This is a genomic window from Microbulbifer epialgicus, from assembly GCF_041447265.1.
In the GTDB taxonomy this organism is placed as follows: Bacteria; Pseudomonadota; Gammaproteobacteria; order Pseudomonadales; family Cellvibrionaceae; genus Microbulbifer; species Microbulbifer epialgicus.
Genome location: NZ_JBGMEK010000086.1, coordinates 1 through 16,175, shown reverse-complemented (window position 1 = coordinate 16,175; position 16,175 = coordinate 1). Strand labels below are relative to the sequence as shown.

At 45.6% G+C, this 16,175-nt stretch carries 16 protein-coding genes; 11 read left to right on the top strand and 5 right to left on the bottom strand.

Features of this window, described 5'->3' with window-relative positions:
* Together ACCI49_RS20785 and ACCI49_RS20780 are read left to right on the top strand one after the other, a co-directional pair.
* Positions 1–1,696: RHS repeat domain-containing protein (locus tag ACCI49_RS20785; RefSeq protein ID WP_371841150.1), on the top strand; the 1,696-nt coding region annotated here is incomplete at its 5' end.
* An 8-nt stretch (positions 1,697–1,704) separates the two neighbouring features.
* Complete coding sequence (locus ACCI49_RS20780; protein WP_371841149.1) at positions 1,705–2,034, top strand: DUF6572 domain-containing protein; 330 nt, start codon at positions 1,705–1,707, stop codon at positions 2,032–2,034.
* A gap of 61 nt (positions 2,035–2,095) precedes the next feature.
* Here the strand turns inward: ACCI49_RS20780 and ACCI49_RS20775 are convergent, their stop codons facing one another.
* Positions 2,096–2,416: a helix-turn-helix domain-containing protein gene (locus ACCI49_RS20775; RefSeq protein WP_371841151.1), complete on the bottom strand. Its 321-nt coding sequence runs from the start codon at positions 2,414–2,416 to the stop codon at positions 2,096–2,098.
* 332 nt (positions 2,417–2,748) lie between these two features.
* Here ACCI49_RS20775 and ACCI49_RS20770 point away from each other — a divergent pair, with 332 nt between their 5' ends.
* The 4 genes from ACCI49_RS20770 to ACCI49_RS20755 all read left to right on the top strand — a co-directional run bounded on the left by ACCI49_RS20770 (position 2,749) and on the right by ACCI49_RS20755 (position 4,765).
* Positions 2,749–3,420, top strand: coding sequence for a site-specific integrase (locus tag ACCI49_RS20770; protein ID WP_371841148.1), 672 nt, complete (start codon positions 2,749–2,751; stop codon positions 3,418–3,420).
* Between the two features lie 61 nt (positions 3,421–3,481).
* Positions 3,482–4,087, top strand: a complete 606-nt coding sequence (locus tag ACCI49_RS20765) for a Fic family protein (protein WP_371841147.1) — start codon at positions 3,482–3,484, stop codon at positions 4,085–4,087.
* 26 nt (positions 4,088–4,113) lie between these two features.
* Entirely contained in the window at positions 4,114–4,326 is a 213-nt protein-coding gene (locus ACCI49_RS20760) for a hypothetical protein (protein ID WP_371841146.1), read from the top strand.
* A 4-nt stretch (positions 4,327–4,330) separates the two neighbouring features.
* The gene (locus ACCI49_RS20755) at positions 4,331–4,765 is read left to right on the top strand and encodes a hypothetical protein (RefSeq protein ID WP_371841145.1); all 435 of its coding nucleotides are present in this window, start codon (positions 4,331–4,333) and stop codon (positions 4,763–4,765) included.
* 329 nt (positions 4,766–5,094) lie between these two features.
* Here the strand turns inward: ACCI49_RS20755 and ACCI49_RS20750 are convergent, their stop codons facing one another.
* Complete coding sequence (locus ACCI49_RS20750) at positions 5,095–5,289, bottom strand: hypothetical protein (protein WP_371841144.1); 195 nt, start codon at positions 5,287–5,289, stop codon at positions 5,095–5,097.
* Here ACCI49_RS20750 and ACCI49_RS20745 point away from each other — a divergent pair.
* Positions 5,284–6,615 (top strand): DUF2130 domain-containing protein, encoded by a 1,332-nt coding sequence (locus ACCI49_RS20745; protein WP_371841143.1) that lies wholly within the window; start codon positions 5,284–5,286, stop codon positions 6,613–6,615. The two genes, ACCI49_RS20750 and ACCI49_RS20745, sit on opposite strands and share 6 nt — an antisense overlap.
* 63 nt (positions 6,616–6,678) lie before the next feature.
* Here ACCI49_RS20745 and ACCI49_RS20740 read toward each other — a convergent pair whose 3' ends face one another.
* Positions 6,679–7,572, bottom strand: coding sequence for a WYL domain-containing protein (locus ACCI49_RS20740; protein ID WP_371841142.1), 894 nt, complete (start codon positions 7,570–7,572; stop codon positions 6,679–6,681).
* A gap of 147 nt (positions 7,573–7,719) precedes the next feature.
* On the opposite strand from ACCI49_RS20740, the gene ACCI49_RS20735 reads away from it, so the two are divergent.
* The 4 genes from ACCI49_RS20735 to ACCI49_RS20720 all read left to right on the top strand — a co-directional run bounded on the left by ACCI49_RS20735 (position 7,720) and on the right by ACCI49_RS20720 (position 15,541).
* Positions 7,720–9,114 carry a hypothetical protein gene (locus ACCI49_RS20735; protein WP_371841141.1) on the top strand — a complete coding sequence of 465 codons (1,395 nt, stop codon included), beginning with the start codon at positions 7,720–7,722 and terminating at the stop codon, positions 9,112–9,114.
* A 4-nt stretch (positions 9,115–9,118) separates the two neighbouring features.
* Positions 9,119–9,904: a hypothetical protein gene (locus ACCI49_RS20730; RefSeq protein ID WP_371841140.1), complete on the top strand. Its 786-nt coding sequence runs from the start codon at positions 9,119–9,121 to the stop codon at positions 9,902–9,904.
* Between the two features lie 119 nt (positions 9,905–10,023).
* Complete coding sequence (locus tag ACCI49_RS20725; protein WP_371841139.1) at positions 10,024–14,463, top strand: hypothetical protein; 4,440 nt, start codon at positions 10,024–10,026, stop codon at positions 14,461–14,463.
* A 1-nt stretch (position 14,464) separates the two neighbouring features.
* Positions 14,465–15,541 (top strand): Wadjet anti-phage system protein JetD domain-containing protein, encoded by a 1,077-nt coding sequence (locus ACCI49_RS20720; RefSeq protein WP_371841138.1) that lies wholly within the window; start codon positions 14,465–14,467, stop codon positions 15,539–15,541.
* A gap of 1 nt (position 15,542) precedes the next feature.
* On the opposite strand, the gene ACCI49_RS20715 is transcribed toward ACCI49_RS20720, so the two are convergent.
* Together ACCI49_RS20715 and ACCI49_RS20710 are read right to left on the bottom strand one after the other, a co-directional pair.
* On the bottom strand, positions 15,543–15,710 hold the full coding sequence (locus tag ACCI49_RS20715) for a hypothetical protein (protein ID WP_371841137.1): 168 nt from the start codon (positions 15,708–15,710) through the stop codon (positions 15,543–15,545).
* A gap of 181 nt (positions 15,711–15,891) precedes the next feature.
* Positions 15,892–16,175: transposase (locus ACCI49_RS20710; protein WP_371841136.1), on the bottom strand; the 284-nt coding region annotated here is incomplete at its 5' end.

Below are 16,175 nucleotides of genomic sequence, written 5' to 3'. Positions count from 1 at the left end.
AAACCACCAGGGTATTGCCTACAGCTACGACAGCTTCGGCAACTTGTCGGAACAGGTAGTGCAGCTGCCCTCAGAATCGCCGGCACTCAATGTAGAGAATCACATCTACGATGCCCTCAACCGCCTCGACTACAGCACCCGCACCGATGGCCCCAGTATCGATTACGACTACGATGCCATTGGCAACCTGCTGAAAAAAGACGACTTCGCCAGCAGCTATAGCTACACCGACGGTAGTAGTGGCGGTCCCAGCGCCGTGAAGAGCGTTAGCCTGATCAATGGCGGCACCAAGACCTATGGCTACGACCAGAACGGCAACCGCACCCATGAAAACGGCGCGCAGCAGATCTGGTACAACGCCTTTAACAAACCCACCCGTATCAACCGCAACGGCGCCAACCTGTACTTCTACTATGGCGCCGACCAGATGCGTTACAAACAGGTCAACCAAACCAGCGGCAAGACCACCCTGTATATCGACAAGCTGTTCGAAAAGATTACCGGCGGCGGTGAAACCCAGTACCGCCACTTTATCGGCGACATCGCCGTGCTCACCAGCACCGAGAAAGGCAATGATATTAGCCACAAGATAGGCTTCAGCCACCGCGACCGCCTAGGCTCCGCCGCCGCCGTGGGAGACGAAGCCGGCAACCTAAAAGAAAGCCACAGCTTTGACCCCTTCGGCAAACCGCGACAGGGCAATATTCTCGATAAAGAAACCGCTATCTTAGAGAGCGCCTACAGCACCCGAGGCTTTACCGACCACGAGCATCTGGATGATGTGGAATTGATCCATATGAACGGGCGGGCCTATGATTATAATCTGGGTCGTTTTTTGAGCGTGGACCCAATTATTGTTCAACCCGGTGATTCGCAGGCACTTAACCCATACAGTTACATCCTCAATAATCCGCTAGCGGGAACAGACCCAAGTGGATATGCCCCCGGTGATCGTGCCTATGGTGCTGGTATCGGCATTGCGAAGTCTTTAGGTATTATCTCTCCGGAAAATGCGGAATTGGTTATTGCTGCTGAGCTGGCCTGCCAAGCTTGCAATGGAGCAGTGGTTGAAGCAGGTGCTAGCAGCACGGAAGCTATTGTTGAAAGTGGAAAGACTTTCATCAGAGAAGTAGCTGCTGGAGTTGGCGTTACGACTGCAGCAGCAGTCGCTGCGGAAAAGGCGATACAAAAACGTCTTGAAAGTGGCAAAAAAGGCCGGAAGGGTGGTGGAAGATCCCAGTCCTCAAACGACAACGGTAATGGTTCTGTAGAGAGTAAATCGTCAGGGCAAGCCACAACGGATATAGGATCTCAAGCCCAAAGGTCAAAACAGGAAGTACTCAGAGAGAATGCAAGTAAAGGTGCAGATTATGAAAGAAAAGCATTTGCAGAAGATAAACAAAATATGCCTAATGCTGAGCAGCAAATCACTGTTAAAACGAATGGTGAGGGTGTAAGACTGAGGCTTGATTGTGTAGGCAATTGTGCAAAAACCGGGGAGACAAAGGTTAAAGAGTATAAGAGTTCTGAAACGGCACCGTTGACCAAGAACCAAAAATCAGGATTTCCAGATATGCAAAAGAATGGAGCTACAGTAGTTGGTAAAGGCAAGGGCGACTTTAAAGGTGGCACAAAAATTCCACCTACAAAAGCAGAGGTTCAGAGATCTTGTACATCAAAAAATCTCAGATGTTGAGGTGATTAATGAGTATTGTTGATACAAGTAAAATTGATTATATAGGGACAGATGAGCGAGATGGAAAAACCTATTTGGTGGTCACAGATCACCTAGAATGGTCTGGCGAGGATGAAGATGCTCATTTGGAGATATTGCAAGATAAGCTAAATACCTATTTGGCTTTTATAGAAAGCGGGGAGGTTTTAACAAGCTTCCCTGACGCGAAAGGTACTAAGCTTGTAATAAAGGTAAAAGGCAAAGAAGCTCTATCAGAAAAGGCGGAGAATTTTTATTCAGCAGCAAGAAAATACATTCAGGATGCTGGGTTGGAGCTAATATTTGAGCGTTCACCTTAGAGCGTTTTAGGCCCCGATAGATTGGTCTGCCGGGGCTTTGTTGTATCTGGGAGTTGCAGGTTTAGTGAGCAGCCTGCTGAATAACCGTCTCCAATATCTCGCTAACAAACTTCTGTTTGGCCCTGGGCAGCAGGGCTACCTGTTCGATCTGCCGCTGTAGCTTGGGTACCGGTCCGCGCTTGGCCGCCGTGTCCTTCAGTCCCACCAACTCATCCACACTGACCCCGAATAGCTGCGCCAGCCTGGGCAGCATGGAAGCGGGCAGCTTGCGGATGCCCTTCTCGAACGAAGCCATATGCTGCTGGGAAATCTCCAGGAACTCGGCTAGCTGCGCCTGTGTCAGGTTCTGGTGTTTGCGCAGGGTGGCGATACGCTGCCCCAGTGCTTGGAAAAATGGCTATTTAACAAAATCGAGAGAAATGTTGCACGAAGCTCCTTTAACATTAGAGAAATATAAATACGTTTTTTTATTTCTTAAAGGTAATAAAGGGGGCGGGGTGTATTTACCAAGCCACTAGGTCCGAAGAACTTAACATTCCCATCAAGGCCCGGTTTTGTTTAGCTAGAGCCAAGAAATCCACGTTAAATTAAGCGCCTATTATCACAATTATTACTATGCAGGTTATTGTGATATGTAGATCAGGGTGCTAGCATGTATCACAGATATAGATAATAATCACTTCTGTGATATTCATAATGGACACTTTGAGAGTCATGGCGGTAGAAAAATTATTTACTGAGCAGGAGTTACAGCTTCTACTTGATATGAATGCGGCCCCTCCACACGGGCAAAGAAATGCCGCGTTGATTATCGGGGCTGTGTACTGGGGGCTAACGCCTTCAGAATTGAGTTTGTTGCAGTTGCAGCATGTAATGGCGCAAAGTGGAGAGTTTTATAGGATTTGGACCCTGCCGGAATCAGTCTCATACAATGGCGAAGCCAGGGAGTTGCACACTGAAGATCACGTACTCCCGTTTTTTGAGGCTTACATGGAAAGCCGGGTCGATAGGCGGTTATTTCGCAGTAACAAATCATGGTACCGGCATTCAGATCCCGAAAGCTATTTTTTCCTTAATGATAGAAATAAAGAATTTAGTTTATCTCTTAGGAGTAAGGGATCGAATGACCGTCAGCCAGTATCTATGAACTCCAAGCTGAAACAGTTAATTGCGAAAACATCTATTCAAGGCGCTAAACCATCATCATTCCGAGATACTTTTATCAAAAACATGTATGAGGCTGGTTGCGGATATAAAGATCTTATGGCCGTAAGCGGGATTAAAGGGAAAGAAACCTTGGATCGAAAGATTAGGCCAAGAGAAAGAGAGTTGGAAAAGATTTTTCGCGATCTATTTAATAAGGTCAGAGTGCCCAAAAGCAACTGAAGGTTAAAGTGCGATGAGCTTTTATATGAATAAGAAACTACTTTTTCAGTGCAAGCATTATATGACGCAGTTCGTATTTGATACCGCCGCACTGGAAGATTCACCTTTCACATTGCCAGAGGTCCAAACGCTGTTAGATGGGATTACAGTTGGTGGGCATACCCTGAGCGAGCAGAACCTGGTGCTAAACCAGAAGGCCAGCTGGGAGGAGCTATTTGGACTGATCGAGGCCGAACGCTTCGCAGTAACAAAAGAAGTAGCGTGCAGTCTTCAAGACCTGGTTGCCAAAGAAGAGGCCCTGGATTGGGGCTGCTTTAGAACTGGCAATGTACGAATCTCTGGTACTGAATACACCCCTCCAAAGGCAGAAACCCTGGATGCCAAGTGGAACGAAATGATCGGCAAGCTGGGGACGATTCAGGACATTAAGGTACGGGCTTGCTCCCTATTTTTGCAGATGGCTCGCAATCAGTTCTTCTGGGATGGGAATAAGCGTACTGGTCGGCTGATGATGAATGGGGTTCTGCTATCTGAGGGTATTTCTCCTATTTTGGTGCCAGCAAAAGCAAAGCTTGAGTTCAATACCAAAATGATCCGGTTTTACGATAGCGGCAATGAATCTGAGATGATTGATTTTTTGGCAAAGTATCACGTTGACTTTGGGTGATGGACAATCATTTGAAAGGAAGCAAAATGTTAGATTCCGATAAAGGTCAATGGACCATAGAAGAACAAGACTGCTTAATCAGAGCGATAGAGTCCCGCTCCAGTATTAGCGGAATAATTAAAGAGGCAAAAAAAGAGATAAATCGCTCTGATAAATCAATTCTAAGACGGCTGAAAAAAATTGGATATTCTCCAAAAGCCGTTGGCAAATATATTGCTGGCTCAAATCTAGGGGTCTAGGAGTATGGCTATTAATCTTATTGATTATCTGTCAAAGAAATTTTTAGTCAATGATTTCCGTTTGGATCGTAATTGCAGTATTAGAAAAGCTGTCTCGGAGAATAATGTTTCCAATGAGTTTGGGGTCTACCTTATATTTGCTCATGATTTACTGCCATCAAACTTACTCTACATTGGGAAAGCTGGAGAGATCAATCAGAAAGGTAACCGCAGTAAGCAGGGGATAGCCAAACGACTGTGTAATAAACAAGAAAAGATTCCGAGAGTAACATTTTTCAAACAAAAAATGAATGAACTAGAATGTGCTCTCGTTTTTGCATGGGCTATAACAATGCCCAGCAATAAAGAAAGGTATTTACCGGGCTTGATAGAAGCTGAAATGATGCAGCTATATTTTGTCGAGAATGGATGCTTACCACAGTGGAATAATAGGACCTAAAAAATAAGGGATTATGGGAGGATGACATACCCGGTGATTGAAACGGCGGAGGATGCCGATAGTCATATTCAGTGCCAATCCGGCAACTACACATCATTATATGGATTAGATGGTGTAGTGAAAGCTTTATTGTGAGCCTGCCTTTAGCTCTGGGTTTGTCTCATATGGTAAGTATAAGAATGGTCGAGTGGATTCGCTATTCTTGGACGAAGGGTTCGGCACCCTAGATAGGGAGGCTCTCGATACGGCTTTGCAAACACTCTCTGGCTTACAGCAGGATGGCAAACTTAATGGTGTAATTTCGCATGTCTCTGCCTTAAAAGAGAGGATCAGTGCGCAAGTTTAGGTAACGCCTCAAGCAGCTGGGAGAAGATCGACTCATTGCTAATCACCTTAAATTCGATGTTGTGCAGCATGAAATACTGTTCTAGTAGGATTCGCAGGGAATCATCAAAGATGCCTTTTGGTTTGATTTCTAAGACTTGGCGGTGGCCATTAGTGTTTAAAGGTGAATTGATATGCATGAAGTTGTCTGTCCAAGTTGCAAGAAGGCGTTTAAAGTTGATGAAGCTGGTTATGCAGATATCCTAAAGCAAGTTAGAGATAGGGAATTTGACCAGCAGTTGCACGAACGACTTGAGCTGGCTGAAAAGGATAAGTTAAAGGAAGTGGAGCTTGCTGAGAGCAATGTAAGAAACGACATGCAGAAAGTATCCTTGGCCAAGGATGCTGAAATTCAAGAATTGAAAGCAAAATTGGATGCCGGAGAAGTCGAGCGTCAATTAGCAGTAACAGAGGCACTAAAGGCTGTAGAAAGAGAACGTGATGCTCTTTCTAATCAACTGGAAAAGGTGAAGCGGGATAATAAAGCTGCTTTGAAACTAGCTGAAGAGAAGCTTAGCGCAAGTGAAATATCAAAAAAACTTGCAATAGCTGAAGCGCTTAACGAAATCGAGAAAGAGCGCGATGAACTGAAAAGTGGTCTTAAACAGGTGGAGTTAGAAAAACAGCTTTCCGAGAAATCCCTTAAAGATAAATATGAAACACAAATTAAAGATCGTGATGATGCAATTGAGCGTCTTCGAGATATGAAAGCTCGCCTGTCGACAAAAATGGTTGGCGAAACCTTGGAGCAGCATTGTGAAATAGAGTTTAATCGGATTCGTGCAACTGCGTTTCCAAATGCTTATTTTGAAAAAGATAATGATGCCCGTTCTGGCAGTAAAGGCGACTTTATTTTTCGTGACTCTGATGATTCTAGCACAGAGATTGTTTCAATCATGTTTGAGATGAAGAACGAAAGTGACACTACTGCAACCAAGAAAAAGAACGAAGATTTCCTAAAGGAATTAGATAAAGATCGTACAGAAAAGGGGTGCGAGTATGCTGTATTGGTTTCATTACTCGAACCTGATAGCGAACTCTATAATTCTGGGATTGTTGATGTGTTCCACCGATATCCCAAAATGTATGTTATTCGTCCACAATTCTTCATTCCTATGATCACACTGCTGCGCAATGCGGCAATGAAATCGTTGGAATATAAGTCAGAACTAGCGCTCGTTAAATCACAAAATATTGATATAACAAACTTTGAAAATGATCTTGACAAGTTCAAAACTGCGTTTGCAAAGAATTATGATCTTGCTTCTAGAAAATTTCAAACGGCAATCGATGAAATTGATAAATCCATAGACCACCTACAGAAAACCAAGGATGCTCTGCTTGGAACGGACCGCAATCTTCGTCTCGCAAATAACAAGGCCCAGGATGTCACAATTAAAAAGCTGACACGCAAAAATCCTACCATGACTGCTAAATTTGAAGATCTAGAGAATAAAAAAATCTAGATACTAACTGTCTATATCAATTGCACTGAACATCGATTACTAACTTTGAGGAAAAAGCTTCTCTTATTTCCTATTAAATCCAGGAGATATCACCATCCCGTCTAAATGGTCAACTTCGTTTCTGTTCATCAGATGAATTGGGTATTCGTATGGGTCTAAAGATGTATCCTTCGAGCAGTCAACACGAAGGTCAGTGAGGATAAAGGGTGCCATGATTTGGTTGGTGACTATGTTTCTAACTGAATTCTCGGCTAATCCAAGATCGAGAGCCAATGCTTCTGGATGAGGGTGTTTAGGGTGTGGCCCTAGACTTAGAACGGTAGGTGTCTGCCATTCTGTATCATGGCGAGACGAGGCCGCATCCGTCATTTCGGGAACGATTGTCTGCTCACATCCGGATATCCTATTGAAGCGAAAGGTCCGAAATTGGCGGTTTCCAGCATCATACGCTCTAAAATACCATGCACCTCCACTTTTAAAAATGGAGTGAGGGTAAAGAGTTTTATGTGATGCTCCGGACGTTCCTGATACATAGTCAATATTAATCCCGTTGCCTAATACCATGGCACGAGTCATTGGACCTACTAACTCAGGCGAAAGATTAAGTGCTAGCCCGATGGCTTCTGGGGAAAATACTGGGCCCTGATATTTGATGGGAAAGATCCCGCTAGCCAATAACTCTAACGCTATCTCTGCTGGGATGGCAGTTGAAGCGTGGAATTCATGAGTCCATATATAAGCTCTATCCGATGTTGAATAAACCATATTACGGGGATGTAATTCGGCATAGCTCTTAAGTGCTGCGCTGGCTTTTACCTTACCTAGATTGAAGTGTTTACAGATGTCTTCTCGACTGAGGAATCCCCAATAAAAGAGCTTGAGTTCAATTATATCGTCGAAAGCCAGCTCGCTATTGAGGTATTGAGTGGTCTCAGGGCCGAATGAAGGAAGATTCATTGCGCATATCCGTGGATTACATCTTTCCCTAGCTTACCACACAGCTTATTCAATAATAAATCAGTATTGTTGATTGACCGTTCATAAATGAACAGGTAGGGTTGCAGGCACTAATCATTTTACTCTTAACCAGAGTTGGAAAAGCTGATGGATTGGCCTCTCTTACTGGCATCGACCGCTAGGCTACTCGACCTACATGATTGTGATCGCGGACCTGGCACTACAGTTTATTCACCACCCGATAAGCGTCCTGGTACCGGTTTAGGGCTTTGGCTTAAAGTCGCTACATCTCTAATGCAATATCTTTACGAAAGGGATCTGGAAAGCAATGATGCCTGGGTGCCTGTTGAGGTTATATTTGAAGAGCTTGCCGACAGGCATAACATCTCTCGGGAAGACATTCTGTTTGTGGCAAACTATTTGGCCACGCCCACACGATTGATATCTATCAAGGCGTGGGATGAACACGGAGCTCCTGAGCGGCAAACCCTGAAGCGTGAAACTGCACTAATTGAGTGGCCTAGAAATACCAAGCGACGTGACCGGTGCCGATTGAGCACTTCAGGCTCAAGATCCGTACTACTGTCCCAAGCCGCACAAAAATGGCTCTATGCGGCAGATGATGCCGGCAAGCTTGAGCGGGCTATCAACTATTGTGCGTATGGTGATATCCCGTCTTTATCTGAAGGCCTCGTAGCTCAAATACGGCGATTTTCGAAAGAAATCACCATGCTGCTTGAAAGGCAGCACATGGATGAGTTGATGTCTGACTTTGAAGCCCATCGTGATGACTATCTGGAGGTTATCAAAGGGGTGCAGGAATCCGTAGAAAGAGCTGCGGACTACTTCGGTACCAAACAAAACAAAGAGCAATATCTCTGCTGGCTGGAAACTGAAGCCGGCCAATCGTTTACTCCCTATACGGTCCAGCAATCGTTCCATGAGATCCTGCAGGCCATCGAAAGACTTAGCCGAAAATTTCAAACATTGGTATCCGCGTTGGCCTCCGCCAAAAGGGAGGTTATTGGTTTGATCCGTTTTGATGAGGCTGCGGTTGGCCTGGCCCTGCATCCTTGCTCAGATGAAATTACCGACCTGTGTATAACAGCGTTGGGACCTTGGAGTGCTGATATAACCGCACCATCTCCCATGGATTTCTCGGGAATCCTCAGTTTGCAACAAGAGTCGCAATCCTCGGCCACTATGGTTTTTGAAGATGAGGCGGTTGATGATCTACCTGCGCTTATTGAGCGCTTCCTGCATGCATATAGAGATGAAATTCTGGCTGAACTGGCCAAAGGTCCTGTATCGCTAACGGCCGGAATAGAAAATGGGTGGGTTGAGCTAGAGGAAGTTGATGTTCTTCCGCAGTTTATTGGCGTCTACTCAACTCCGGAATGGTTGGACGAATCAAATCGAGATTTAGGGGTGTCGGTTGGCTCGGGCGAATTGGACGTGCTGCTGCCCAATGGAAACCGCTTGCAGGGCGATGAATTGATATTGCACTGGGTAAACCCCACGGTAAACATAAGCGAGGCTTAACAATATGGATATAGGTGATATCGGTCGGGTTTACCACTACCTGCTTAAGTACAGGTCGGTTGAGTCTAAACCGATTCAGCGCAGAAGCCGAGATGGAGAAAGTGTAATAGCCTCAATACTGAGGAGTGCTTCCGCAGATCAACTTGATCAACTCAATGAATTTTTGGCTCCTCAAGGTTTTAAGGTTATTGAGTTTGATGATACTACCAGAGGTGTACCGGTTGCCGGTCGGGTGTGGGTATTGGCTCGTAGCGAAGATGCACCGGCATCCAGCTTCATGTCTACAGAACGTGTTTTTTCGGAAATGAATGTCCGTGGCAATGGAACGCAGGAGGAGTCTGCAGTCTGGTTTCTCCATATCTGGTTAATCTATCTATCTCTGGTGTACACCAGGGCAGGAAGAGGTGTTTCGGAAGTGTCGAGCTATGTCGATGCAACATTCTCCAGAGAAGCACTTGAAGAGGCTGTACAGGATCATATATCGCACATTCGACAGATGGGAGTAAGCGAGGCTGCCGGATCCAAAGTGATAGAAATTTTGGATTCTGAGAAAGGGAAGGATGTCCCCCGCAGAATATCTGCATATATGAAATTGATGTGTGCCGCCGGACTTGTTTGCGAGATCGATAAAAACGAATATCAGCAAACTTTATTGGGAGCCTATGAGATTGCTCAGAATTACGACAGTTCTTTGCGAATCCCAATAGATAATACGTTGGGCAGCTTGGTTAACATCGTAGCGCCAGGTGTAGATGATAATGAGGTGGAGGATGCTGAGCTATGGGCCTAATTAACCGGGTAGCAGTAAGTAATGTGCTCAACTTTCATGGTGACAACCCGCGTAAACCGTGGGCGCCAATGCTTCGATATGTATGTCTGGACTTCCGGGGTCAGTCAACCGCAGTAAATTTGACCAACGGCGGAGGTAAAACCACCCTCGGTGAAGGCATCACCGGGTTACTCTCTCGAGATCAAACCCTTATCAGTCGCACCAAGAGCAAATTTAGCCCCAAATCATCAAAGGTTTGGTCCCACTTTCAAATAGAGTTGATACGTCCATTAAGCAACGCTGGACAATCAGATTTTTTAACTGATCAGGGCAATGATATTAACGGCGAGCATTGGGTGTTCGGCATGTACTGCTATAACAATGATCAGGCGATGAATTATTACTACTTCCAGGGACGCTTGGAGGACCTACCTATAGGCAATGAGAAAGGGAAAAAAATATCGCTGCTGAGCAATGAAGACTTCGTCGCCGCGAGGAAGCAGATCTCCGGACTATCTATGGGGCCCCACGAGGATGAATGGGAGGATGCCTTATCACTCAAGGCTAATCTACCCCAGTCGATTGTGCGGCAGCTAGCAGACTTCCAAAAGCGGGGTGGCCAGGATAAGAGCGCGTTACTGTATGAGATTAAACCACGCTCAGGGCAAACTTATGCAGAAGTGTTTTTCCATAAGGTGTTGGCACCGGCGATCATGGAAGGGATTATGGATCGCGAGGGTGAAGAGGGTGAGGTAAGTCTCGAAGACTCCGTTGAGCGATCGGTATTCAGTACTGTGACTGCCAAACAGAATACAGAGGCAAAAAGGCGGGAAACCAAGGATCTGGGCGAAAGTGTTGATCAGCTGAGCCAGGTTATGAAAGCCGTCGACGGTGTTGAAACGAAGAGCGAGGAGTTCAGAAAGCAGCTCGGCAAGATACAGCACGATGTTCAATTGCTGACCGAACTAGTTGAGAGAGGTGGCCTCCCCGGAATACTGAAGGGCGATTTTCCAGATGGCAAGGTTGGTGAAGTAGCACGCAATTTGGTCATAGAGCCGGGTTCAACTGAGCCGCGGCTGCTTGATAAAGGGCTGTCGGTTCTTGTGGGTCGGCAGCCAAAACACATTAATGAGCTTGCACAAAGAAACAGCATCGAAGGGTGGGATGCCTCGCAAGTCATTGATTTTACTTGCGACTTCAAGTTACGAGGGGCAACTCACGGGGGCCGGAGATCGGGAAAATCCTATTCTTTGAGTGGTGCCGTGAATATCGTAAAGGCGTCCTCGTCTTTGGCTCAGGAGCTGACAAAAGAAACAGCAAGAGAGTTTATCGAGGATGCTTTCAGCTGGTTTGATAACGTTGCCGATACCAATGTTTACCGGCAGATGTTTGTCGAGCATACCGAATTTATTAAGTCACTAAGACATACCGTCGAAGAAGAGAGCAATAGATCTCAGGAGCTACAGGGTCGAATTACGGCACTACAGAACCAGCAGCAACGGATGGAGACCAATCAAGGATTGCATGCAGCCATGGTGGAGTCCGGCTTTTTTTCTGATGATGAGCTTCAGGCTCCCATGAAAACCGGGGAGATTGTAGGATCGGAACTCAAAAACGCTCAAGATGCAAAGTCGGCTTTCGATCTTTTGAATGCCAAGCTTGAAGAGTATAAGGCGAGCTGGACTGAGTTTGTCGCTACGTTCGGAAAAGATGCTATACCAGAAGATATTACTAACGAGAAGAAAGAGGATAAAGATCGACTCACAAAGAGCAGGAGTGATATTTCTAGGAAGTTGGATGATTTATCTAAAAGTCTAAATACATGTCGGGTCGCCTTGTCTAAAACCCGAACAACTCTTGCCGAACAAAAACAGAAACTGGATCGGCTCTCAGAGGGAAGGTCACACTATGATGCATTTGTTTCCCGTTTTGGGGATGTTTCACCAGTAGGGGCGGAGAATTCCTGGAGGCGCTCATTGGCCAAGTCTGAGCAAAAAGAAGCCAAATTTTTGCCGGAAGAAACAAGGTGCTTGGAAGGTGTGAATGCGCTTCATAGGTATCGTCAGGCTGTTTCTGAAATTAAGACTCCAGGACAGTGGTTGGATGACATCCAAGTCCGAAGAAATGGAATAGCTGTAGAGCTGTCTCAAGCCAATGATTTACTTTCCGACCTAAGAGTTCAAAGAGTAGCTTTGAACAATGAGAGCATTGCGGCTAATGCCTCAACACGACAGGCGCTCGCAAAACTTGATGAAGATTCAATCGACCATCAAAGCCTGCACCAGGTTATAGAAGGCTTAGGTCTGGAAAACGAACGCAAGCGCCAGATGCTCGGTGTGTTCTCGGCGTTACTGTTTGCCCCAGTTCTGGCAACTGAGGAAGGCGCCCAGAAAGCAGCTAAAACATTTGAATCAAACGGAGCACAAATACCGGTATTCCTATACAGAAGTGTATCCGAGTACTGCAGAAATGCCGACATTGAATGCATCGGCGACACGCTGATGGTTGGAACTACTACAGGGATAATAACTCGGTCGGTTGAATGCTTGTTGGACCCAGGCCTAGTAGAGCGGGAGAAAGAGCACCTGGATTCTCAAATTAAGAAGAAGGAACTTCTAATTGATAAGCTCAATACAGAATCTGAATCGATATCAGATGAAACCGAAAATGTTCAGTTGGCGATCAGGGCACGCAAAGCCATAGATAATTCTGAGCCCGACACACTGAAATCCATTCAGACCGAACTTGAGGAGTGCCGACTCGACAAGGAAAAATATTTTAAGCTAACGTCCGAAGAAGTTATATCTATGACTCGATCAGCCGAGGACTATGTACAGCGAGGGGGTAGAGAGGAGGATGCTCGGCTATCTTCAAGTATTGAGTCCCTAGAAGAAGAGGAACGGTTGTCCGCTGAGAAAATCAGCGAGAACGAGTTACGAGAGGAAGAGCTTGCCGACGAGCGGGATAGGGTAAGTCAAGAAATTGATAGCGTGCTGCCTGAGGAACTTTTGCTGATACTTAATGGCGCATCTGTCTTCTACCGAAAAGATGGCCCAAGCTTTATGGCCACTAAAGATGACGAGTCAGAACGATTGTCAATAGGCTTGAAGCGAGCTCAGAATAGGCACGCGTATGAAAAACACTTCGAGGGTGCTCAAAGCTATGTAGACAGCTTAGAAGAAGGTGATGGTGAAGCTAAGCTCTTAGAGAAAATTGCAGATCTATCAAGGAAGAAAGAAGCTGCCGACCTTAGTCGAACATCAGCATTTGAAAAAATTGAACCCATCGAGAAAAATCTTCCTGATATCTGGAAGGCCATGGAATCAATCGATAATGCGGTTTTGTTAGCGATCAAAAAATACCGCAGCGTGGCAGGAGTTAGCGAAGATGTGGTTATGAATGAGTGTGAAGCTGCCCTTGATGACCCATTAATGCTGGTATGCAATAACCTAAAATCTCAAGCAGATGAGAAAGGAGCAAAAGATGCTCGTCATCATGCGAATGGTGTCAGGGATCGTCTCGAAGAGATCGATATCGATCGCAAAGCCGCAGACTTGAGGCGCACAAAAGAAAGCCTGAGAAACAAAATATCTGAGTTCGTCAATCAATCCATGCGAATCGGGAGTGTTGCCACCGGTTTGAAGCCAGTAGAAGCACAAACACTGAAGGAGGTTAAAGGCTCAGAAGACATACCTAAAATACGAAGTCTTTATGAAGGCATTCTGGATCAGCATGAGAAATCAAAAGGGATGCTGGAAAAGTTTGAGTCCTCCGAGCGCGAATCTCGGCAGCTTGTTACGAGTAGACTCGCCCACCTTATTGACTATGCGGCAACAGACCTGGGCATTTTAAAGTCCGTTGTAGGATCCAAGCGTGGATCACATACCTCGTACTTCAATGTGAATGCAGATGTTCTGGATAAAAGTGGAATAAAACGCCTTATGGATGGAATTGTAGCTGAAGTAGACATTCAGGAGCATCAGCGACGAGAGCGACAAGCTAAGGGGGCCCTTGGGAAAGATGATGATGCGTACCATGACTCGCTTCGAGCTACCATTCGGGAAACAATGTACAAGGCTATCTTCTCCAACCCGACAATTACATATGTGAACACCTCAATTCGAAGTGGAGGTGGTGAGCATGAATTTAACTCAAAACTGAGCGAAGGACAGAAGGCGGCATTATCCTTGATGTGGGCTATTCGCTTGGCTGAGTTTTCAATTGAACGTGAGGCTAAGAGACTGTCCACGCGACGGTCACAACAAAAGGCTCGAGAGATGTCTACCAACATCATGCTGATCGATGGTATGTTCTCCAACCTATCCAACCGGGAGCTTATTGATAGCTCTATGTCTGGGATAGAAAGTACCCGGGGAAGTTTCCAGCTCATTGGCTTGATACACAACCCGCATTATCAGAACGATTTCAACAAATTTCCGGTTTTAATTGTTGGTAAGAAAGAAGGGAATGGTAAAGAGGGAAACCATCAAAGAGGTTGGGTGAACTTCTGCGAAGAAAGTGAAAATGAAGCTATCCTGAAAACTGCGCAAATTCGCCACATCCCAAAATTGGATGCTTGAAGTGAACAAATTAGACCAAATACGAAATGCTTTGTCGGAAGGTAATAAATCTACTGCACAGGGAGACAAGCTGGTTGAGCGCTTACAGAAAAAATCTAAGCTGGATCGGTCAGATGTAATCAAAGGTCTATCAGAGCTCAAGGACTCTGATGAAGTGCAATGCGATTCATGGTTACGTGGAGAGCCCATTGGAAGAGTCCGCCTTAATATCGTAAGGCCCCGATCCGAATCGGAGTTGCGTTGGGAAAGTGTTCTTGTTGGTAACGAAGCCAGCATAAATGATATAGAAGCTCTACTGGGTATGTCGGAACAGCTAGCAGATCTGTGTGATTCTGATTTGAATCATCTTTATCACGGGTTGTGCCAGCTTAGAACGGATTTTCCTAAGCTTAAGGGAGAGTCACGCTATATTGTCAGTTCAAGGTATTTACTTGGTAGTTCCAAGATACTTGATGCTCTTCCGTCACAATGTCTACGAAACTTCGGCATAGATCTCAGTACACTATCTGGTCCTCCATCATACGTCATTACAGCGGGACCACAGGATCCTGAGTGCGTGGTTTTGGTTGAAAACCCGCAAGCTCTTGAGTCTGCAATCGGAGTGGAAGGATGCGAACGAATAGCTTGGGTAGCTACCTACGGCTATGGTCTTTCCCGCTCAGGAGATGAATACGGTCGTCAATTGGCATCTATAGTAGAGCAAGGTAATGGCCTGAAAAGTCTGGTTCGGAGTGGCAATCCTCCAGATGTATTAGAACTTCTAACTCACCCTCGTATCTATTTTTGGGGCGACCTAGATCGTGAAGGTCTAAAGATATTTTGGAGACTAAAAAGCTCTATTCCTCATCTGCAACTGAGCGCTATTTATCATGCAATGTATTTGAAGCTATTGAGTTCCCAGTCTTCCCACCCCTATGTTCAGATTGCAGGTAAAGAAAATCAAGCGACATGGGAATGTAATAACCGTGGAGTAGAAGAAATACTATATGCATGTGCACAAAGAGCAGTTGATCAAGAGAGTGTAACTGAGAAAGCAATACAAGTCTTCTCCGGAAAACCTCTATCCTCGGTAAAATAAGTTAAAGTTGTGTCGACTTCGCCTCAGGGTTCAGCCCCCGGGGCGCATCTTCAAGAATTTCCTCTGGAGGCTCTTCATAGATTAACGTTGTTGGGGGATTTTCATGTCCGTCAATTTTCTGCGCGACTTTAACAGATTTTTTCTGTTCATGAGTGACGATAGTTATCAAAGAGCGCTGTCCGCTATCTCAATCGCGGAGTATCAGAGCTGTATGCTCTTGTAATGTATTGGAGGAGTAGGGGCCACCTTTCTGTGTAATAAAAGAGGGGAGGAGGGCTTTAGCTTCCCCTCTTTACGGAATCGCAAGTTTAAATAGAGTTATTGTCAATTCTGGTGTTTAGCCAGTCTGATCAAGCAGCGCTCTGATCGGTGGTTGTCGCTTCCTCTCCATCCGTGAATTTTACTCCGGTAATTACCTTGGCCAGGTAGTTAAAGCCCCGTAGTTTTCTCCATCTTTCTTCTGCGCACATGCCAAGCTTGAACAGCATGTGTAACATCCCCTCTCTCGACAGGCAGCCTTTTGAACGCTTCGTCCGGTGTCGTATTGTGGCAAAGGTCGACTCAATCGGATTCGTTGTCCGAATACTCTGCCAGTGCTTCGCAGGAAAGTCGTAGAAGTTCATCAGCTCTTCGT